The sequence below is a fragment of the Candidatus Pelagibacter sp. PS_11 genome, from assembly GCF_059417975.1.
On sequence record NZ_CM182075.1, the window covers coordinates 1,293,108 to 1,313,738 of the forward strand.

The 20,631-nt window shown below is 29.0% G+C and carries 21 protein-coding genes; 12 read left to right on the top strand and 9 right to left on the bottom strand.

Annotated features, from left to right (window positions below):
* Positions 1-6: 6 nt before the first annotated feature.
* From AC5SLT_RS06845 to AC5SLT_RS06870, 6 genes are all read right to left on the bottom strand, one after another.
* Positions 7-936, bottom strand: a complete 930-nt coding sequence (locus AC5SLT_RS06845; RefSeq protein ID WP_494591851.1) for an adenosine kinase — start codon at positions 934-936, stop codon at positions 7-9.
* Position 937: 1 nt separating this feature from the next.
* Positions 938-1,591, bottom strand: a complete 654-nt coding sequence (nth, locus tag AC5SLT_RS06850) for an endonuclease III (protein WP_494591853.1) — start codon at positions 1,589-1,591, stop codon at positions 938-940.
* Entirely contained in the window at positions 1,591-2,367 is a 777-nt protein-coding gene (gene dapB, locus AC5SLT_RS06855; RefSeq protein ID WP_494591855.1) for a 4-hydroxy-tetrahydrodipicolinate reductase, read from the bottom strand. Before dapB ends, nth begins: the two co-directional genes overlap by 1 nt.
* A gap of 36 nt (positions 2,368-2,403) precedes the next feature.
* Positions 2,404-3,534: a molecular chaperone DnaJ gene (gene dnaJ / locus AC5SLT_RS06860; RefSeq protein WP_494591856.1), complete on the bottom strand. Its 1,131-nt coding sequence runs from the start codon at positions 3,532-3,534 to the stop codon at positions 2,404-2,406.
* Between the two features lie 32 nt (positions 3,535-3,566).
* On the bottom strand, positions 3,567-5,510 hold the full coding sequence (dnaK, locus tag AC5SLT_RS06865) for a molecular chaperone DnaK (RefSeq protein ID WP_494591858.1): 1,944 nt from the start codon (positions 5,508-5,510) through the stop codon (positions 3,567-3,569).
* A 62-nt stretch (positions 5,511-5,572) separates the two neighbouring features.
* Complete coding sequence (locus tag AC5SLT_RS06870; RefSeq protein WP_494591860.1) at positions 5,573-6,208, bottom strand: nucleotide exchange factor GrpE; 636 nt, start codon at positions 6,206-6,208, stop codon at positions 5,573-5,575.
* A gap of 36 nt (positions 6,209-6,244) precedes the next feature.
* On the opposite strand from AC5SLT_RS06870, the gene rdgB reads away from it, so the two are divergent.
* The gene (gene rdgB, locus AC5SLT_RS06875) at positions 6,245-6,847 is read left to right on the top strand and encodes an RdgB/HAM1 family non-canonical purine NTP pyrophosphatase (RefSeq protein ID WP_494591861.1); all 603 of its coding nucleotides are present in this window, start codon (positions 6,245-6,247) and stop codon (positions 6,845-6,847) included.
* Here the strand turns inward: rdgB and AC5SLT_RS06880 are convergent.
* Positions 6,831-7,982, bottom strand: a complete 1,152-nt coding sequence (locus AC5SLT_RS06880) for an ABC transporter substrate-binding protein (RefSeq protein ID WP_494591862.1) — start codon at positions 7,980-7,982, stop codon at positions 6,831-6,833. The two genes, rdgB and AC5SLT_RS06880, sit on opposite strands and share 17 nt — an antisense overlap.
* Before the next feature lie 32 nt (positions 7,983-8,014).
* Between AC5SLT_RS06880 and rsmI the strand changes: the two genes are divergently transcribed.
* Positions 8,015-8,878 (top strand): 16S rRNA (cytidine(1402)-2'-O)-methyltransferase, encoded by an 864-nt coding sequence (gene rsmI, locus AC5SLT_RS06885; protein WP_494591864.1) that lies wholly within the window; start codon positions 8,015-8,017, stop codon positions 8,876-8,878.
* Positions 8,868-9,461 carry a BON domain-containing protein gene (locus tag AC5SLT_RS06890; protein ID WP_494591866.1) on the top strand — a complete coding sequence of 198 codons (594 nt, stop codon included), beginning with the start codon at positions 8,868-8,870 and terminating at the stop codon, positions 9,459-9,461. Before rsmI ends, AC5SLT_RS06890 begins: the two co-directional genes overlap by 11 nt.
* Here AC5SLT_RS06890 and AC5SLT_RS06895 read toward each other — a convergent pair.
* A complete protein-coding gene (locus AC5SLT_RS06895) occupies positions 9,458-11,746 on the bottom strand; it encodes an NADP-dependent malic enzyme (RefSeq protein ID WP_494591868.1) in 2,289 nt (762 codons plus the stop codon). The two genes, AC5SLT_RS06890 and AC5SLT_RS06895, sit on opposite strands and share 4 nt — an antisense overlap.
* A gap of 50 nt (positions 11,747-11,796) precedes the next feature.
* Here AC5SLT_RS06895 and murJ point away from each other — a divergent pair, with 50 nt between their 5' ends.
* From murJ to AC5SLT_RS06915, 4 genes are all read left to right on the top strand, one after another.
* Complete coding sequence (gene murJ, locus AC5SLT_RS06900) at positions 11,797-13,320, top strand: murein biosynthesis integral membrane protein MurJ (protein ID WP_494591869.1); 1,524 nt, start codon at positions 11,797-11,799, stop codon at positions 13,318-13,320.
* 1 nt (position 13,321) lies between these two features.
* Positions 13,322-14,323 carry a tryptophan--tRNA ligase gene (gene trpS, locus AC5SLT_RS06905; RefSeq protein WP_494591871.1) on the top strand — a complete coding sequence of 334 codons (1,002 nt, stop codon included), beginning with the start codon at positions 13,322-13,324 and terminating at the stop codon, positions 14,321-14,323.
* A 53-nt stretch (positions 14,324-14,376) separates the two neighbouring features.
* Positions 14,377-14,919: a NifU family protein gene (locus AC5SLT_RS06910; protein WP_494591873.1), complete on the top strand. Its 543-nt coding sequence runs from the start codon at positions 14,377-14,379 to the stop codon at positions 14,917-14,919.
* A 175-nt stretch (positions 14,920-15,094) separates the two neighbouring features.
* The gene (locus AC5SLT_RS06915) at positions 15,095-16,018 is read left to right on the top strand and encodes a glucosaminidase domain-containing protein (protein WP_494591874.1); all 924 of its coding nucleotides are present in this window, start codon (positions 15,095-15,097) and stop codon (positions 16,016-16,018) included.
* On the opposite strand, the gene AC5SLT_RS06920 is transcribed toward AC5SLT_RS06915, so the two are convergent.
* Complete coding sequence (locus tag AC5SLT_RS06920; protein ID WP_484013902.1) at positions 16,015-17,013, bottom strand: polysaccharide deacetylase family protein; 999 nt, start codon at positions 17,011-17,013, stop codon at positions 16,015-16,017. The genes AC5SLT_RS06915 and AC5SLT_RS06920 overlap by 4 nt on opposite strands.
* A gap of 7 nt (positions 17,014-17,020) precedes the next feature.
* On the opposite strand from AC5SLT_RS06920, the gene AC5SLT_RS06925 reads away from it, so the two are divergent.
* From AC5SLT_RS06925 to ybeY, 5 genes are read left to right on the top strand one after another with little or no spacing between them, the layout of a single operon-like run.
* On the top strand, positions 17,021-17,407 hold the full coding sequence (locus tag AC5SLT_RS06925) for a peptidase M22 (protein WP_494591876.1): 387 nt from the start codon (positions 17,021-17,023) through the stop codon (positions 17,405-17,407).
* 9 nt (positions 17,408-17,416) lie between these two features.
* Positions 17,417-17,827: a Fur family transcriptional regulator gene (locus AC5SLT_RS06930; RefSeq protein ID WP_415278291.1), complete on the top strand. Its 411-nt coding sequence runs from the start codon at positions 17,417-17,419 to the stop codon at positions 17,825-17,827.
* Positions 17,805-19,172, top strand: a complete 1,368-nt coding sequence (gene miaB, locus AC5SLT_RS06935; protein WP_494591878.1) for a tRNA (N6-isopentenyl adenosine(37)-C2)-methylthiotransferase MiaB — start codon at positions 17,805-17,807, stop codon at positions 19,170-19,172. Before AC5SLT_RS06930 ends, miaB begins: the two co-directional genes overlap by 23 nt.
* Positions 19,173-19,174: 2 nt before the next feature.
* Positions 19,175-20,176, top strand: coding sequence for a PhoH family protein (locus AC5SLT_RS06940; RefSeq protein WP_011281670.1), 1,002 nt, complete (start codon positions 19,175-19,177; stop codon positions 20,174-20,176).
* The gene (gene ybeY / locus AC5SLT_RS06945) at positions 20,169-20,630 is read left to right on the top strand and encodes an rRNA maturation RNase YbeY (RefSeq protein ID WP_494591880.1); all 462 of its coding nucleotides are present in this window, start codon (positions 20,169-20,171) and stop codon (positions 20,628-20,630) included. Before AC5SLT_RS06940 ends, ybeY begins: the two co-directional genes overlap by 8 nt.
* Position 20,631: the final 1 nt, after the last annotated feature.

The following is a 20,631-nucleotide window of genomic DNA, read 5'->3' on the forward strand; positions in this document are numbered from 1 at the left end:
AATAGCTTAATCTAGTCTAGCGCCAACTTTTTGGATTATCTTTGAAGACATTTCAGTTCCTTTTTCAAGACATTCTTTTGTTGAGATATTATTAATTAACCCATGAAGAAAACCAGCCGCAAAGAGGTCTCCAGCACCCGTTAAGTCTACAATTTTTAAATTTGGTTTGCTTTGACATTCTATAATTTCTTGATTTTTAATAGCAATGCTTCCTTTTTCACCACGTGTGATAATTAAAAGTTTTCCTAGTTGTTTTCCAAATTCAGTAACATCTTCAAAGCTTTTAGCATCAATTAATGCTCTGATTTCTTGTTCATTAGCAAAGGTAATATCAAGTTTATTTTTAACTAAATCTAAAAAGTCACTTTTATGTCTCTCCACACAAAATTGATCTGATAAAGACATTGCTTTAGTATTAGAGAGTGACATCGCTTTATCAAAAGCTGACTTTGGTTCTCCTTCATCCCATAAATATCCTTCTAAAAATATCATTTCACTTTCTTTTACAGCTTTTTCATTAATATCATTTTGGTTAATTTTTCCTGCAATTCCTAAAAATGTAACCATAGTTCTTTCTGCATCAGGTGTGATCAAGATTAAACAAGTTCCAGTTGGTGAAACTTCCTCTTTTTTATTATAAAAATATTGAACTTTTTCTTTAGTCAGACCTTCTTCATATTTTTTTCCCAATTCATCAGCATTAATCTTACCCACAAACCCAACATCATTTCCCAATTGAGACAGGCCAACAATAGAATTTGCAACAGATCCACCAGAAACTGTTTCTTCAATTTTAAGAGTTGATAAAAGTTTTTTAAACTCACTTTCATCAACTAGTTTCATTGTGCTTTTTGTTAATTGATTATTTATCAGATATTGATCGTCAACTTTGCAAATAACATCAACAATTGCATTACCAATTCCTAGTATTTTCATATTAAGTTTTTTTTATTTTAACTGGATTTCTTCGATTAGGATAACAAGTCGTACAAATTTTACAAGTCAAACCATGACACTCTCTGGCTTTACAAAACTCTCTTCCATAATAAATTATTTGTAGGTGTAATTTACTCCATGTTTTTTCTGGAAATATTCTTTTTAAATCTTTTTCTGTTTGAATAACATTTTTACCATTTGTTAAGCCCCATCTTTGAGCTAATCGATGTATGTGAGTATCAACTGCAAAGGCTGGAACCCCAAAACCTTGAGACATAACCACACTTGCTGTTTTATGGCCTACACCGGGCAGTTTTTCGAGGTCTTCAAAGCTTTTGGGCACTTTGCCACCATGCTTTTCTAGAAGCTGTTTAGACATTAAATAGATGCTTTTTGCTTTAACTCGAAAAAGGCCAATACTTTTAATTAATTTTTCTATTCGTTTTTTGCCTAATTTTACAAAATGCTCAGGTTTATTATATTTTGGATATATATTTCTAGTTACATTGTTAACATTTAGATCAGTACATTGTGCTGATAAAAGAACCGACATTAAGAGAGTAAAGTTACTAGTATGATCTAGTGGGATAGGGGTTGTTGGATAAAGTTTATTTAAAATTTTTAGTATTTTTTTTGCTTTATCTTTTTCATCCATTATCTAAAGTTCAATAAATCTCTCATCGAATAAAGTCCTGGTTTTTTATTAATCAACCATTTTGCAGCAGTTAGAGCTCCATCTGAATAAAGTGCTCTATCAAAAGCCTCATGATTTAATTTTATTATTTCTTTTCCACTAGAAAATGTAACTTCATGTTCACCAATAATTTCACCTTTTCTAATTGAATTGAAATTAATTTTTTTTCCATAAGGAAAAGATTTTTTATTTAAAAATTTTTTACCCATTAAGTTATAAAGGGTTTTATTTTTTCCATCTGCAATTCCTTTTCCTAGCATTAAAGCTGTTCCTGATGGGTAATCTTTTTTGTGTTTGTGATGAACTTCAAATACCTTGCTTAAATATTCTTCATTTAGTGACTTTGAGGCAATTTCAGTTAAATACATTAATAAATTAACACCAAGGCTCATATTCCCAGCTTTTAAAATTGGAATAGTTTTAGAAAATTTTTTAATCAAGGCCTCTTCTTTTTGATTAAATCCTGTTGTTCCAATTACTACTCTTTTTTTTAATTTAGATGCAATTTTTAAAATATCTAAAGTACAGTTTGGGACTGTAAAATCTATTATTACATCAGTTTTTTTAAAAGCTTGTTCAGTGTTTACATCAAGCTTGATGCCAGCAATTTTTTTACTGATAGCTTTATTTTCGGTAAGAGAAACTAATCTAAAGTTTTTATTATTTTTTGAGGATTTAATAAGCTGTTGACCCATTCTCCCTAAACAGCCAGAAATAGCTAAATTAATCTTTTTCATTTAGGAAAATATTAACCTTTTTTACTTAATTAGTCTTTAGTTTTTCCAAAAACTCCTAGCTTTTTGAAAGAATTGTTTGATACTTGGATTGGACTTTTCGTTTTCAATTTCTCTAAATTTTTCAAGTAACGCTTTTTGTTCTTTATTTAAAGAAATAGGAACTTCAGTATTTACTTGGACATAAAGGTCTCCATTTCCACTACCTCTCATATAGGGCATACCTTTACCCTTTAATCTAAATTGTTTTCCATTTTGAGTTCCATCAGGTATTTTTATTTTGGCTTTTCCACCATCAATTGTTGGTATTTCTATTGTGGTTCCTAATGCAGCATCTGCAAAAGATATAGGAAATTCAAAGAATAAGTTTTCATCAGATCTTTTAAATAAATCATGTGAATGTACATTTACAAAAAGATATAGATCACCGCTTGCCCCACCTTTGGATCCTGCTTCACCTTTTCCAGCTAATCTAATCCTAGTTCCATCATCGACACCCTTGGGTATTGTAACTGATATTTTTTTTGAAGCTTGTTTGTTACCTTGACCATTACAATCTGTGCATGGATTTGTTATTTCTTCACCAGAGCCTGCACATTGAGGACAAGTTTGTTGAACTGTAAAAAAACCTTGGTTAGATCTTACTTTACCATTTCCACCGCAAACCGTACATCTGTCTGGAGAATGACCAGGTTTAGAACCATTACCTCTGCAAGTATTACATTTTTCTGTAGTTGAGAATTTTATATCTTGTTTTTTACCCTCATATGCTTCTTCAAGGGTAATAGATAAATCATATCGAAGATCAGAACCTCTATTATTAGTTTTTCTTCTTCCCCTTGATTGTCCACCACCAAAATCTCCAAAAAAATCTTCAAATATATCTGAAAAATCAGCTCCACCAAAACCACCACCAAAGCCTCCTCCTTGTCTGCCTCCACCACCCTCAAAAGCAGCGTGGCCAAAGTTATCGTAGTTTTGTTTCTTTTCTTTATCTGAAAGGATGCCGTAAGCTTCACCAGCTTCTTTAAATTTATCTTCTGAGGCTTTATCACCTGGGTTTTTGTCTGGGTGATATTTTACAGCTAATTTACGGTAAGCAGATTTTAATTCTTCAGGGCTTGCACTTTTGCTAACCCCTAAGACGTCATAAAAATCTCTTTTAGCCATAAGTTACTTTAAGATGATAGTTGCTGTAAGTCTTAGGCGCTTTTTTCTTTATCTTCTTCTTTGCCTTCTTTGCTTTCTTCTTTAACTTCTTCAAAGTCAGCATCAACTACATTATCGTCTTTTTTTCCTTCATCATTTTTATCACCTTCTTTTGGTGAACCTTCTTTTTTCTCTTGAGATTTATAAATTGCTTCACCTAATTTCATAGAGGCTTGAACTAAAGTTTCAGTTTTCTTCTTAATTTCTTCAGTATCAGTTCCTTTAATAGCTTCTTTTAAGTCAGTTGAGGCATCTTCAATTGCTTTTTTATCAGCATCTGAAACTTTGGCACCATGCTCTTTTAAATTTTTTTCAGTAGAGTGTAAAAGAGTGTCTGCTTGATTTCTAGCATCAACAGATTCTCTTTTCTTTTTGTCCTCTTCTTTATTTGCTTCAGCATCTTTTACCATTTTTTCAATCTCTTCATCACTTAAGCCACCTGAGGCCTGGATTTGAATTTTTTGTTCTTTTCCAGTTCCTTTATCTTTAGCAGAAACACTCACAATTCCATTTGCATCAATATCAAAAGTCACTTCTATTTGAGGCACTCCTCTTGGAGCAGGTGCGATCCCAACTAGTTCAAAGTTTCCTAACATTTTATTGTCAGATGCCATTTCTCTTTCACCTTGAAGCACTCTGATTGATACAGCAGGTTGGTTGTCATCAGCTGTTGAAAATACTTGGCTTTTTTTTGTTGGTATTGTTGTATTTTTTTCAATTAATTTTGTTGAAACTCCACCTAATGTTTCAATTCCAAGCGATAAAGGTGTTACATCTAAAAGAAGGACATCTTTAACGTCTCCTTGAAGAACACCAGCTTGGATTGCAGCACCCATTGCAACAACTTCATCAGGGTTTACACTTTTATTAGGTTCTTTACCAAAAAAGTTTTTAACTTCAGCTAGAACTTTAGGCATTCTTGTCATTCCACCAACCATTACAATTTCATCAATTTCACTAGCAGTAAGCCCTGCATCTTTAAGAGCAGTTTTACATGGTGGTAATGTTCTTGAGATTAAATCTTCAACCAAAGCTTCTAATTTTGCTCTAGTCATTTTTAGATTGATATGTTTTGGACCAGTTTTATCAGCTGTTATAAAAGGTAAATTAACATCTGTTTGCTCTGCAGAAGATAATTCAATTTTTGCTTTTTCAGCAGCTTCTTTTAATCTTTGAAGAGCCAATTTATCTGATCTTAAATCAATTCCAGAATCTTTTTTAAATTCACCAATTAAATAATCAACGATTGTATTGTCAAAGTCTTCGCCACCCAAAAATGTATCTCCATTTGTAGATTTAACTTCAAATACACCATCACCCAACTCAAGGATAGAGACATCAAAAGTTCCACCACCTAGGTCATAAACAGCTATTTTTTTATTTTGTTTTTTATCTAAACCGTAAGCAAGAGAAGCAGCCGTTGGTTCATTAATAATTCTTAAAACTTCAAGGCCAGCAATTTTACCAGCATCTTTTGTTGCCTGTCTTTGAGCATCATTAAAATATGCAGGAACCGTAATTACAGCTTTAGTTACTTCTTGGCCTAAATATTTTTCAGCTGTTTCCTTCATTTTTTGAAGAATAAAAGCTGAAATTTGAGAGGGTGAGTATTTTTCCCCTCTAGCTTCAATCCAAGCATCTCCTTTTTCTGAATTTACAATTTTAAAAGGTGCAGCTGCAATATCTTTTTTTACAGTAGGGTCTTCAAAATTTCTTCCAATTAATCTTTTTACGGCAAAAATAGTATTTTCAGGGTTGGTCACAGCTTGTCTTTTTGCAGGTTGACCTACTAGTTTTTCCCCATCCTCAGTAAATGCTACAACCGAAGGAGTTGTTCTTGCACCCTCAGCATTTTCTAAAACTTTTGGCTGACTACCTTCCATGATAGACACACATGAATTTGTTGTTCCTAAATCTATTCCTATAATCTTGCTCATAATTTAATTCCTTCCCTTCATATAAGTGTTAATTTTCAATCTACAAGTTCTTACAATTATAATTAAATGTCTGAATTCTCTTTATTTTCCTCGCTTTTTTGATCATCTGGAGTTTTAGTTTTTTTTGAAACTCCGACTAATGCTGGTCTTAAAAGTCTATCTTTCATCATAAAACCTTTTTGAATTTCTTGAACTATTGTCCCAGGTTCTTTTTGATCATCATCAATTTCCATCATAGCTTGGTGTTGATTGGGATCCAATTTTTTACCAATAGAAACAACAGGTGTAATTCCATTTTTTGAAAAAATTGACACCATATCTTTACTAATAATTTCAAAATGCTCTAAAGTTTTTTTTAAAGCTTCGGTATCTTTTAATACTTCATCACTTTCTAAAATTTGTTTTGATCTCTCAAGATTATCAATTAAATTTAAAGTTTCTTTTGCAAAAGAAAATCCACCATAATCAAAAGCATCATCTTTTTCTTTTTCAAATCTTCTTCTTTGATTTTCCATTTCAGCAAAAGTTCTGGTAAGCTTATCTTCTAACTCCTTAATTTTTTCTTCAAGTGTAATCTCTTTTGCTTCTTCTGTTTTATCAGCTGAAATTTCTTGTTCTACTTGGTTCTGCTCCTCAGCTTCATTCTCTTTAATTTCTTCATTTTGGTTTTCAGAATTAATGTTTTGATCTTTTTCCATAACAACTTATATGGTATGAAATTTGATAATTGCTAGATGTTAAAGAATAAAATTATAAAATTGTTGGTAGGCACTAATAATAAAGGAAAATTAAGAGAAATTAAGGATTTATTGCCTAAAAATGTTGAAATATACTCTCCACAGGACTTTAAAATAAAAAGCCCTCCTGAAAATGGCAAGACATTTAAGGAAAACTCTTTAATCAAAGCTAAATTTTTTTCTAAAAAATCAAAAATGACATGTCTGTCTGATGACTCAGGTTTAGAAATAGATATTTTAGATGGAGATCCTGGAATTTATTCAGCTAGATGGGGAGGTAAAAAAGGCGATTTTAAAAAAGCAATGTATAGAATTTTTAAGGAGTTAGATAAAAAAGACAAAAATTGGCGAGAGAAAAAAATTAAGGCCAGGTTTATTTGTGCCTTAACCATTTATAATAAAAATAAAGAAATAATAAATTCTATTGGAAAGATTGAGGGTTTTATTTCACCAGTTATAAAAGGTAAAAATGGTTTTGGTTATGATCCTATTTTCATACCACTTGGAAAAAAAATTACATTTGGTGAAATGAGAGCATCACAGAAATATAAAATAGATCATAGATTTAGAGCTTTTAAAAAAATCAAAAAACTTTTTTAAATTCTCCATCTTCAGCTTTATAAAAATTTAAAATATGATTAATCTTATTGTTTTTAATTTCAAAAACTCCAACCTTTCCTTCAAACAAGGTTTTTTTAGTAAACATTTTTTTATCAATAACAGATTCGTTTTGAAGAATTAAATAATACACAAGCCCAACCAAGTCATAACTTAAAAATGACAATTGATTAGGGTACTGATTATATTTTTCAAAATATTCATTAGAAAATTCATCATAATTATCTTTATTTGCAGAGGGAAAATACAAGGGTTGTGAGCTTGTCTCTTTTAAAAGAGACTCATCAAACCATTGATTAAGAGTAATAAAATATTTTTCTTTAGGAGTTATATCCGTATAAAGCAGGGAAGTTGTTACACTTTTTAAACTTTCATCAAAATCAGAAATTACCACTGAGTCAAATTTTACGCTACCAAGAGTATCTCTTTTTTTTAACCTTTCAATTAAGAACTCTTTATTGCTTTGTTCCGATTTCTCTAGTCTATTTATTTCATCTTCAAGGTTTTGTTTTCTAATTTCATAACGTGTAATTTTTTCAATTTGTTTGGTAAGTTTAGTCGGGTCAGTATTATAAATATAATTTTCTAATATTTTTATTTTAGAATTAGAAATAGCTTTTTCAATTTCATTTTTAAAACTTACATCTGGAGTAAGAAAGATAGTTTTTTTTATTTCGTTTAATTCTATAAACTTCTTAATTGCATTTAGTTGTGAAGTTGCATTAATTCCAGTGTTAATAATGTTTTTAGAAAAATTATCATTTTTATTAGTTAGAGCCAAGAATGTTAATTCATTTAACTCATCTAGGTAAATTAAACTTTCGTTAAAAACTGGACCAACAACAATTTTTATTCCTAAATTAGCTAACTCTTTGGCTGCCCCTAAAGTGACCTCAGGGCTTGACTGTGTATCTTTTGGTATAATCTCAATTGATGCATTGTTTATTGTATTAATTGCAAGACGTGTAGATCTAATTATAGATTGACCAATTTCAGAGTTCTTTCCAGTTAAAGGGACAAGAAGACCAATCCTAATTTTCTCATTTGCCAAGAGTGCTACTGGAGTAATTAAGAAACCAAAAGCTAAAAAAAGTATAATTTTAATAATTTTGTTCATTTTAATGTTATTATTATAACTATTATAATTTGATGATTCTACATACTGAAAATATAAATAATAAAGTTAAAAGTGGTCTTTATATTGTATCTACTCCAATTGGAAACTTAAGCGACATCACTTTAAGAGCCCTAGAAGTATTAAGAAAATCCGATTATGTACTGTGTGAGGATACACGTATTTCAAAAAATTTATTAGAACGGTATGAAATTAAATCAAAACTTATTGCAAATCATAAATTTAATGAAAAAAAAAATTTATCGAAAGTAATTGATATTTTAAAATCAGGATTGGTTGTTTCTTTGATTTCTGACGCTGGAACTCCATCGGTCTCAGATCCAGGGGCTATATTGGTCAATGAATGTGTTATTAACGAAATAGATATCTTCCCAATTCCGGGTGCGTCAGCTGTTTCTTCTGCAGTTTCCATAAGTGGATTTAATGAAAAATATTTTTTTTATGGTTTTTTTCCGGAGAAAAATACCAAATTAAACGAAGATTTCGAAAGACTTGCAAATTTAGAGGGTTGTATTGTTTTTTTTATTTCTCCACGAAAATTTAATAGATCAATAAAAGATTTAAAACGTTACTTTTTAAATAGAAAAATTTTGGTTTGCAGAGAAATGACCAAATTTTATGAGGAATATATAAGAACAGATGTAAAGACACTTGAACCATTTAAATCTGATCCCAAAGGAGAGTTAACAATTGTTATTTCTGAAAAGGTAAAAGAAAAAAATTCATCGATAATGTTAAAAGAATCTGATAAAATAAATATTCAAAAATTAATTAAAAAATTAAGTATAAAAGATATTACAGATTTAATTAGTCAAAATACGAATGTATCAAAAAAAGAAATTTATAATTATTGTCTAAAAATGAAAAATGAAAAATAAAATATTTTTAATAAGTTTGATTTTTTTAATCTTAACAGGATGTGTTGGGATTAGCTCAAAAGGAGTTTTTGGAACAGGTGTTAGTGTTGCGTTTGATCCAAGATCTTTAGGGACTCAAATAGATGATTCTGTGATGCAAAAAAGTTTAGCTGCAAAATTAGCCCTAAGAGACAAGAGCTATATCTTAGCTGTTAACACAAAAGTTTTAGATGGAAAAATATTTGTAACAGGAAAAGTAGATGATCCTGAAGAAAAACTTCAAATTACTAAACTTGCATGGGAAACAAAAGGTGCAAGGTCAGTTAAAAACGATATTAAAATAAAAGAAGATTTTAATTTCAAACAATCAGCTAAAGATTTGTTAATTACATCCCAACTTCGTACTGCTTTAATATTTAACAAAAAAATTAAAGCAACCAATTATCAAATTGACACTTATAAGAAAAAAATATTTATTTATGGGATTTCTTTAACCACAGAAGAAAGAAAAGAAGTAATAAATGAAGCAAAAGAAATACTAGATGTAGAAGATGTTATTGCAAGTATTGTCTTGGTTGAAGATTTAAGAATTCAAAAAAATTAACTTTTTTTATAATTAATTACATCAGCGGAGTAGGCAGCAACTGATGCTAAATTTATGATTTCTGAAGTAGATGACCTTAAAGGAGCTATTTCAATGGGTTGACCCAATCCAATTAATAGAGGACCAATAACTTTTGTCTCACCTAAGCTTTTCATCATTTTATAAGAAATAGCAGCACTGTGTTGGCCCGGCATTATTAATATATTTGCATTTCCTACAATACTTGAGAAAGGATATAATTCTTTGTATTCTTCATTTAAGGCAACATCTGGCTGCATGTCTCCATCAAAATCAAAATCTACATTTTTATCTTTTAAAATTTCAACAGCTTTTTTTATATGTTTAGTTCTACTTGTTAGAGGTTGACCAAAAGTAGAGTGAGAAACAAAAGCAACTTTTGGAACAAAGCCAAACATTTTAACTACTCTAGCGGATGAAATTGCAATCTCTGCAAGCTCCTCTGAACTTGGATATTCATTTACACTTGTGTCTCCAACAAAAATAGTTTTTCCTTTAGCAACAACCATATTTAATCCAAACATGATTTCACCTGGTCTAGCATCTACAACTTGTGTAACTTTATCAAAAGAAGCTCCAAATCTTCTAGTATTTCCAGTGACAGCACCATCTGCATCACCACAAGCAACCATACAAGATGCCCATATAACCCTATCATTTCTAACTAATCTATCACAATCTCTTTCCAAAAGACCTTTCTCTCTTTGCAATTTTTCAAATAAAAAGTTTACGTACTTCTCTCTTTTTGTTGTGTCTTCAGAATTAACTATTTCGATATCAAAATTTTCATTGTAGCCAATTTCTTTTATTCTTTCTTTAATTTTATTTTTTTTACCAATTAAAATTGGTGTACCTAATTTAGAATTTTTAAATGCAATTGCCGCCTTAAGAGTGTTTTCGTCTTCTCCATCTGCAAAAACAATTCTCTTTTGATTTTTTTTGATATGAGAGTTAATACCTTGCATAATAGTTACTGAGGGATCTAGCCTTTGTTTGAGTTGGTCTCTATAAGCCTCAAAATCTTTTATAGGTTTTTTTGCAACACCACTATCCATAGCAGCTTTTGCAACAGCTGCAGGAATTACACTAATCAGTCTTGGATCAAACGTGGATGGAATTATATAATCTTTTCCATATTTAGGACGATCTCCTCCCATTGCGGCAACAACTTCATCTGGAACATCTTCTCTTGCTAATTTTGCAATTGCGTTTGCAGCTGCAACCTTCATTTCCTCATTAATAGTTGTAGCTCTTACGTCTAATGCTCCTCTAAAAATATAAGGAAAACCAATTAAATTGTTTACTTGGTTGGGATAATCAGATCTTCCAGTAGCAATAATGACATCATCTCTAACTTCCATTATTTCTTCAGGTGTAATTTCAGGATCAGGATTTGCGCAGGCAAAAATTATTGGGTTCTTAGCCATAGTTTTTACTAACTCTTTTTTCAAAGCTCCTTTGGCAGATAATCCTAAAAATACGTCAGCTCCATTTATAGCTTCTTCTAAAGTTCTTTTTTTAGTTTCTATTGCATGGGCAGATTTCCACTGGTCCATCCCCTCAGTTCTACCTCTATAGACCACCCCTTTACGATCAAGCATGATTACATTTTCACTAGGTACACCACTATTTTTAAACAAATTTGTACAAGCAATTGCTGATGCACCTGCTCCATTTACAACAACTTTAATGTCTTTTATTGATTTACCACTAATATCTAGGGCGTTAATTAATGCAGCTGTAGTTATAATTGCTGTTCCATGTTGATCGTCATGAAAAACTGGAATATCTAAAATTTCTTTTAATTTTTCTTCAATTATAAAACAATCAGGAGCTGCGATATCTTCTAAGTTAATACCACCAAAACTGCATGCAAAGTTTTTAATACTATTAATAATTTCATCGGAATCTTGAGAGTCAATTTCTAAGTCAATAGAATCTATATCGGCAAATCTTTTAAATAAAACTGCCTTTCCTTCCATGACAGGTTTAGATGCAAGTGCTCCTAAATTACCCATTCCTAAAATAGCTGATCCATTACTTATCACTGCAACTAAATTTCCTTTAGATGTATAATCGTATGCTGTCTCTGGATCGTCAGCGATTGCTTGAACTGGAACTGCAACACCAGGAGAATAAGCTAATGCCAAATCTCTCTTAGTTGTCATTGGTTTTGAAGAATTTATTTCTATTTTTCCTGGCTTATTTAAGCTGTGAAATTCTAGAGCTTCTTTATCAGTATAATGATCTATTTTAGTTTTTTTCATTTATGTTAATTAGATATACAAATGGAGCAAATTTAAGACTAATATGATTTATGAACCTTATTAAGTCAACAAGCACGTTTAGCTTTTTTACAATAATTAGTAGGTTACTGGGCTATTTAAGAGATATTTTAATAGCAGTATTCCTTGGAACTGGAATTTTGGCAGATGCTTTCTTTGTGGCGTTTAGAATTCCCAATACTTTTAGAAGATTATTTTCTGAAGGAACATTTAATGCAGCTTTTGTTCCAAGCTACTCATCATTATTGAATAAAAAAAAAGCACAAAATTTTGCTAATAGTATTTTTAATCTACTCACCCTAGGTCTAATAGTTTTAGTTCTGATTGTAGAGATATTGATGCCTTTATTTGTTTATCTAATTGCACCAGGTTTTGAAGGCGATTATGATAAAATGGAACTAGCTATAACCTTAACAAGAATAACTTTCCCATTTTTAATTTTTATAAGTTTAGCATCATTTTTTTCTGCAATTTTAAATTCACATAATAAATTTGCAATAGCGTCCGCTGCTCCAATTATTTTAAATATACTTTTAATTGGAGTTTTGTTATTTGCAAAAATATTAGACGATAATCTTGTTTATTATTTATCTTATGCTGTAACTATTTCAGGTGCTGTACAATTTATTTTTCTATACTTTTTTGTAAAAAAAAATTTTTCACCAAAGATTAAATTTAAAATTAACATTGATAAAAAAATTAAAAACTTTTTTAAAAAATTATTACCTAGTATTTTTTCATCAGGTGTTACTCAAATAAATATTTTAGTAGGAACAATTATTGCATCTTTTCAAGCTGGTGCAGTTTCTTACCTTTATTATGCTGACAGAGTTTATCAAATAAATTTAGCCATTGCTGGAATTGCAATTGGTACAGTTATTTTACCTCAACTATCCAAATATGTTAAAAGTCAAAATAAAGATAAAATAAACTTAATTCAAAATAAAGCTTTAGAACTTAGTCTATTCTTGAGTATCCCAGCAACAGTTGCATTATTAATTGCCTCAGAAGAAATTATTTCTTCATTATTCGGCTATGGTTCTTTTGATGAGTTAAGTGTTAAGAATTCAGCAAAAGCTCTATTTTATTTTGCAATTGGTTTGCCTGCTTTTTCATTAATAAAAGTTTTTTCGACATTTTTTTTTGCAAGACATAATACAAAAATACCGTTTTATATTTCATTATTATCTGTTTTATTAAATGTATTTATAAGTGTTATCTTTTTTAAACAAATTGGTTTTATAATCATACCAATCGCAACTACCATTTCATCTTGGTTGAATGCATTGCTATTGTTCATATTTTTAAAAAAAGAAAGTTTTTTCAATTTTAATCTTATTTTTATAGATAGATTAATTAAAATTTTAACAACATCAGTGATTATGGGAATATTTTTTAATTATATAATTTATTTTTTTAATAATGAATTGTCCTATCAAGAAAATTTCAAAGCGATCTATTTAATGGGTGCTGTTATTGCTGGTCTTATATTTTATTTTTTCATTGCAGTTTTAATCAAGGCTTTTAAAAGATCGGATATTAATTTAAACTATTGATATGATTAAAAAAATTTTTTCTGGAGTACAACCTACTGGTAACCTACATTTAGGAAACTATCTTGGAGCAATTAAAAATTTTGTAAAACTCCAAAATGAAAAAGAAAATGAGTGTATTTTTTGTGTAGTTGATCTTCATGCAATTACAGTAAAACAAGACCCTAAGGAACTAAAAAAGAATATAAGAGAAACTGCAGCAACATTTATTGCAAGTGGAATAAATCCTAACAAAAGTATAATTTTTAATCAATCAATGGTTCCAGCTCACTCTGAAGCCGCATGGATATTAAGTTGTGTTTCAAGAATTGGCTGGCTTAATAGAATGACTCAGTTTAAGGAAAAAGCTGGAAAAGATAAGGAAAAAGCTAGTATTGGCCTTTACTCCTATCCGGTATTAATGGCTGCTGATATCCTGTTGTATGACGCAACTCATGTTCCTGTTGGTGATGATCAAAAACAACACTTAGAACTTTGTAGAGATATAGCACAAAAATTTAATAACGATTTTAATGCAACAGATTTTTTAAAAGTTCCAGAGCCCTTAATACAGAAAGAGTTTTCTAGAATAATGAGTCTTAAAGATGGTTTAAAAAAAATGAGCAAATCAGATCCTTCAGACTTGAGTAGAATTAATCTTACAGATAATAGCGAAGAGATTTTAAATAAAATTAAAAAAGCAAAAACGGATCCTTTGCCACTTCCTTCAGATATTAAAGATTTAAACGTAAGACCAGAAGCTGAAAATTTATTAGGGATCTATTCAAGTTTAAAAAATCAAAATTTAGAAAAATCTATTATTGAATTTAAAGGAAAAAATTTTTCAGAGTTTAAGGAGAAGTTATCAGAGACTTTAATTGAAACTATTGACCCAATCTCAAAAGAAATAAAAAAATTATTAAATGATGAAGGTTATTTAGATAAAATTCTTTTAGAAGGTTCTAATAAAGCTAATAAAATTGCTTCAAAAAAAATAAAAGAAATTAAAGATTTAGTAGGTTTTTAATAAGATTATATTAATTAGTTTAAATTTTCTCAGTAATCATTATATATAAAAAGATGTTTATTCAAACTGAAGTAACACCAAATCCAAATTCACTAAAGTTTTTGCCTGGAAAAACAGTTTCCAATAATGGCTCATTTGAAGTGATAAAAAAAGAAGAAACTGATAATGAATTAGTAAGAAATATTTTATCAATTAATGGGGTAACAGGCGTATTTTTAGGAGAAGATTTTATATCTGTAAATAAAAATGAAGAAGTAAATTGGGAAGATATTAAACATATAGCTATTTCACTGATTAATGATTTTTATTCTACAGGAAAAGAATTTGTAATTGCCAATGAGTTACTTGGTGAAAAAAAAGAGGAACACACTGAAATCGAAAAGCAAATTATAAGTATCTTAGAATCAAAGATTAGACCTGCTGTTGCAAAAGATGGTGGTGATATTAAATTTAAAGAATTTAAAGATGGAATTGTTAAGGTAGAATTACAGGGAAGCTGCTCTGGTTGTCCCAGCTCGACAATGACCTTAAAACAAGGAGTACAAAATCTTTTGTGTCACTATTTGCCTGAGGTTAAAGAAGTGGTTGCAATATAGTTATGAGAAAAAAACTTACATCGTTTTTTAAAACTGCAAAAGATTTAAAAAAAAAAATAAACTAAAAGCACAAAAAAGTGGACTAGATAATCTTTCAAGAACTTTTTTATCAAGTTTAATCATTATATCAATTTTTTTTATAGCTCCATTTGCCATTAATCTTACAAAAGAAAAAATGATATTTTCTAAGGACTATGAAAATAATTCAAAGAATAATTTAAAAAAATTATTAGAAAATAAAACAACAAAACTAGATGAACAATTAAATAAAAAGTTTTTATATGAAGATGTTTTAACATTTGATGAGCAGCCATCAGATGCCATACTATTAAGTGCTGCAACAATTGAAGAACTTTTTAAATCAACAAATTATAATTTAAAAGATGTTAGAGAAAATAAATTAGTAAAGCCTATAAATTTAGATCTATTACCAAAAGAAATTGGAAAAATAGAAAATACTAAAAAAAGAAAAGACTTATTCATTCAGATAATTTTGCCTTTAGTCATTGATGAAAATAATAGTATTAAACTAGATAGAATAAAGCTCTTTAGTATTTTAAATAAAAGCAAAAATACAAAGACAGAACAAGAGTGGTTAAACATAAAATTTAAACAATATGGAGTTGTAAATAAAGATTTATCAACATTGAAAATTAGAATGGATGAAGTGCCTGTTTCAATGGCAATTGCACAAGCTGCAAAGGAAACTGGTTGGGGAACATCAAGATTTGCTCAAGAGGGAAATGCATTGTTTGGTCAGTGGACGTGGAGTGGTGAAGGAATAAAACCAGCTGATGCCGAAAATGATAGTACACATAAAGTTATGAGATTTAATGTTTTGCAAGCGTCTGTAAAAGCTTATCAAAGAAATTTAAACACACACTCGTCTTATAAAGATTTTAGAAGTGCAAGAGCAGAATTGAGAGATGAAGGAAAAGAATTGGACAGCATGATTCTTACCGAATATTTAGATAAATATGCGGAGACAGGAAAAGAGTATGTTAAAATTTTACAACAAATTATTAGACAAAATGATTTAACAGATTTTGATGATGCAAAGTTATTACCATCTAGCAAAGATTTAGAAAGTTTAATTTAATTTTGATTCACTGAAAATTGAACGCCGAACCATCTCCATATTCCATCATCATTAAGTGAACAATTAACTCTACCTCTTCTGAATGTAAATTTTTCTCTAAAATTTATGTTTAGTATATTTTTATTAAAAGTAATATTTGACTTATCCCATCCACTACCCTCATCAGAGAAACAATTAATATTTTCTATATTTTTTTGATTTTCAAAAAATTCAACAGATAGTTTTGGTGGATTGTTATTGATAATATACTTGTCTTCAGGGTTTAAAGATTTGTATGGAAGTGGACCAAGATTAATCAAAAATTTAAATCTTTCTAAGTCACCATATTTTTCATTAATTGGGAATCTGGGTAATTCATGAGGATCTTTATTAATATCAATGACACCAGAATGTTGTCCAAAAGCAAAATCAAAATTTTTGGAAATAAAATCTTTAATAGTTTTGCTATATTCACCAAATGGGTATGAAAAAAAGATTGGGTTATAACCTAAGTTCTGATTAAAAATTTCAATTGAAGTATTAATATCAGCCAAAAAATTTTTTGTTTCTAGATCAACCAGGTAATTATGAGAATGTGAATGATTGCCAATGTAAGCATATGGCTCTTTTTCTACTTCTTGTATTTGTTGCCAACTCATATAGCCAGTTTTACCTACGGTCTCAGTTGAAACAAATAAAATAAAAGGAATTTTCTCTCTTTTCAAATATGGCCACGCAATTTTATAAAAAGATAAGAACGCATCATCTACAGTGATAAGTATTTCTTTTTTATTTTTTGGAAAATTAAATTCTTTTTGTAAGTATTGTGGATCAAAAAATTTATAATTTGAGGTATTGATTATAGACATTTGTTCTTTGAAAATATCCATTTGTATATTTGTTGAAGGATATTTATTTTCATCAAATCGGTGATACATCAAAGAAAGAATGCCACTATCTTCAGAATAATATTTGATATTATTTTCTTCTGCTTTAGAATTGATAGCAAATAACATTATTATAATGAAAAATTTAATAGTAGATGCCACAAGAGATAAAATTTTTTTAACACTCATAGTTAGTGAAAATATTTATACTTGTACTCATGAAAATAGCAAAATTAATTTTGAAAAATTAATGATCTTAATTAATGATTTTTTAAAGGTAAATTCCTCTACTTTAGATCAAATTGATATTATTTATGTTAACAGAGGACCTGGTAGTTTTGCGGGAATTAGAAATTCATTAGCGACGATTAAAGCTTTATTTCTAACACAAAAAATCAATTATTATTGTTTTAGTTTTGAAGATTTTAAAGGATTTAAAGAAGTTAAGTATGAAGAAGTCCCTAGTTTATGTGAAAAATTTAAAATTAAAAAGAATTTGATTAATCCTATTTATTTAAGTTAAAATTAAAAAATGTCAGAAAATATTGAACAAAAATGTTTAGCTAAAGGTGTTAAACTAACGGATCAAAGAAAAATTATCGCAAAAGTAATGTCAGAGTCTAATGACCATCCAGATGTAGATGAACTATATAATAGAGTTTCAAAGATTGATCCAAAAATAAGTATTGCCACAGTATATAGAACAGTAAAACTTTTTGAGGAGTCTGGAATTTTAGCTAAACATGATTTTAAAGGAGGCAAAGCTAGATACGAGGAATTAAATGAAGGACATCATGATCATTTAATTGATGTTAAATCAGGAGAAATTATTGAATTTGTGGATGAAGAGATAGAAAAGCTACAAGAAAAAATTGCTGATAAATACGGTTATCGATTAGTTGATCACAAATTAGAATTATATGGGGTTAAAAAAAAGCCCTAACATAATGGTAAAAAAAATTTTTATTAAAACTTTCGGTTGTCAAATGAATGAATACGATTCAAATCGTATATTTGATACTGTAAAAAAAATAGGTTTTGAAAAAACTGAAAAATATGAGGATGCAAATTGTTATCTTTTAAACACCTGTCATATTCGTGATAAAGCAAAAGAAAAGGTTTACCATGAAATAGGAAGAGTCAAAAAAATTTTTAGAGAGAAAAAAAAACCAATTGTAATTGTTGCTGGTTGTGTCGCTCAAGCTGAAAATCAAGAAATGTTAAAAAGAGAACCTTATATTGATATTGTAATTGGTCCACAGTCTTACCATAAAATAAATGAGGCAATATTAAATCATTTAAAAAACAAAAAAAAAGAGGAAGAAACAGAATTTGATACAATTTCTAAATTTAATTATTTAAGTCAGATTAAAAATAAAGACAGTAAAGTCTCTTCATTTTTAACAATCCAAGAAGGTTGTGATAAATTCTGTCATTTTTGTGTAGTGCCTTATACTCGTGGACCAGAATACTCCAGACCTTTTGACCAAATCATAAATGAAGCAAAAGAATTGGTTCAAAGTGGTGCAAAAGAAATTATATTGTTAGGTCAAAATGTAAACGCATACAGTTATGATGAGGAAGGTAAAGAATATAGACTATCAGATTTGCTAATCAAATTGGATAGCTTTGATAAACTTGAAAGAATTCGATACACAACATCTCATCCTAAGGATATGACAGATGGTTTGATTAATGTTTATAAGACATCATCTAAACTGATGCCTCTTGTACATTTACCGGTACAAAGTGGATCAAATAAAATTTTAAATCTAATGAATAGAAAACACACCATTGAAGAATACCTACTAGTTTATGAAAAACTTAGGAAGATTAACCCAAAAATTGAGTTTTCCAGTGATTTTATTATTGGATACCCAGAAGAAGATGAGCAAGATTTTAAAATGACAATGGAACTAATTGAAAAAATAAAATTTATCAACTCTTATTCGTTTATTTTTAGCCCAAGACCAGGAACCGTTGCTGCAAATTTAACACTTGTGGATCAAAAAAAATCTAAACAAAGATTAGAGATAATTCAGGAGAAATTATTTAATAACCAAATACAAAAAAATAAATCTCTAGAAAATAAAATTTTAAATGTTCTAGTAGAAAATAAAATGAAAGATGGGATTAAGTTATTTGGCAGAACAGAATATATGACATCAGTAATTTTTGATGGTAATATAGAAAATATTGGAAAACTTGTGCAAGTCGAAATAACAAGTAGCAATCAAAATAGTCTTTTTGGAAAATTAACCGAAAGCTCTAAAAAAAAGGTAGCTTAAAATTGAATAATACAGTTTCAAAAAAAATTAATTCAACATTAAAATTTGTATACTCTGATAATAACTCTTTAAGTGTTATCTTCCATGATAATGATTTATTAATGGGTGTTGTTGGTGAGTTTAATGAAAATTTAAAAGAACTTGAAAAAATTACTAATACAAATCTTTATTCAAGGGGAAATTCTATTTTAATAAAATCAACCCCAGAACAAAACGAAATTACAAAAAATGCTATTCAATTTCTTGCAAATCAATTTATTAATAATGGCAGTATTGAAAAAAAAGATATAATCTCATCTATAGATAAATTTATGATTGAAGAAAAAGTAAAAAATCAAAATGTTTCTGACATAATTAAAACACCAAAGAAATCTGTTATCCCCAGATCAGAGAGGCAAAAAGAATATGTTAGAGCTTTAAGACAAAGTGATATTGTCATATCTGCAGGCCCTGCAGGAACAGGTAAAACTTTTTTAGCAGTAGCAGTTGGATTAACTATGTTGCTTGATAAAAAGATTGAAAGAATTATTCTATCAAGACCAGCGGTAGAAGCTGGTGAAAGACTTGGTTTTTTACCAGGAGATATGAAGGAGAAAGTAGATCCTTATTTAAGGCCTCTATATGATTCTCTCTATGATTTATTTGATTTTGAAAAAATACAGAGAATGATTGAAATTGGTGATATTGAAATAGCACCACTTGCTTTCATGAGAGGAAGAACGTTAAAGAATTCTTTTGCAATTTTAGATGAAGCCCAAAATGCAACAGATACTCAAATTAAGATGTTTTTAACACGTATAGGTGAGAATTCTAAAATTGTTATAAATGGTGATCCTTCTCAAATAGATCTACCAAATAAAAACATGTCAGGCCTAAGTAGATCTAAGAAATTACTTGGACACTTAAAAGAAATTTCAGTTGTAGATTTTGATCATTCAGATGTGGTGAGACATCCTTTGGTATCTAAGATTGTAAAAGCGTACTCTGACCAAGAAAATGATTAAAATTGATGTAGTTTCGGAGTGCACTCTCTGGAGCAAAAAAATCAAAAGAAATAAAATTTTTTTTGATTCTATTCTAAAATTTTTTCCAAAAAAATATAAATTTATCGGTAAAAAAATAGATCTAACAATTTTACTTTCAAATAATAAGAATATTAAAAAGCTAAATAAAGATTTTAGAAATAAAAATAAACCTACAGATGTATTATCATTTCCATTTGAAAAAAAATTTAACCCAAAAAAATCAAATTATCTTGGTGATATAGTAATTAGCTATGAGTTTATGAATAAACCAAAAAATATAAGCATTTTAGAGTTTAAACAAAAAGTCATTAAAATTTTTATTCATGGATTTCTTCATTTATTAGGACACGATCATATAAAACTAAAAGACTTTCAAAAAATGATCAAAGAAGAAGATTTAATTTATAAATTCATTAAAACAAAAGTTGTTTAAC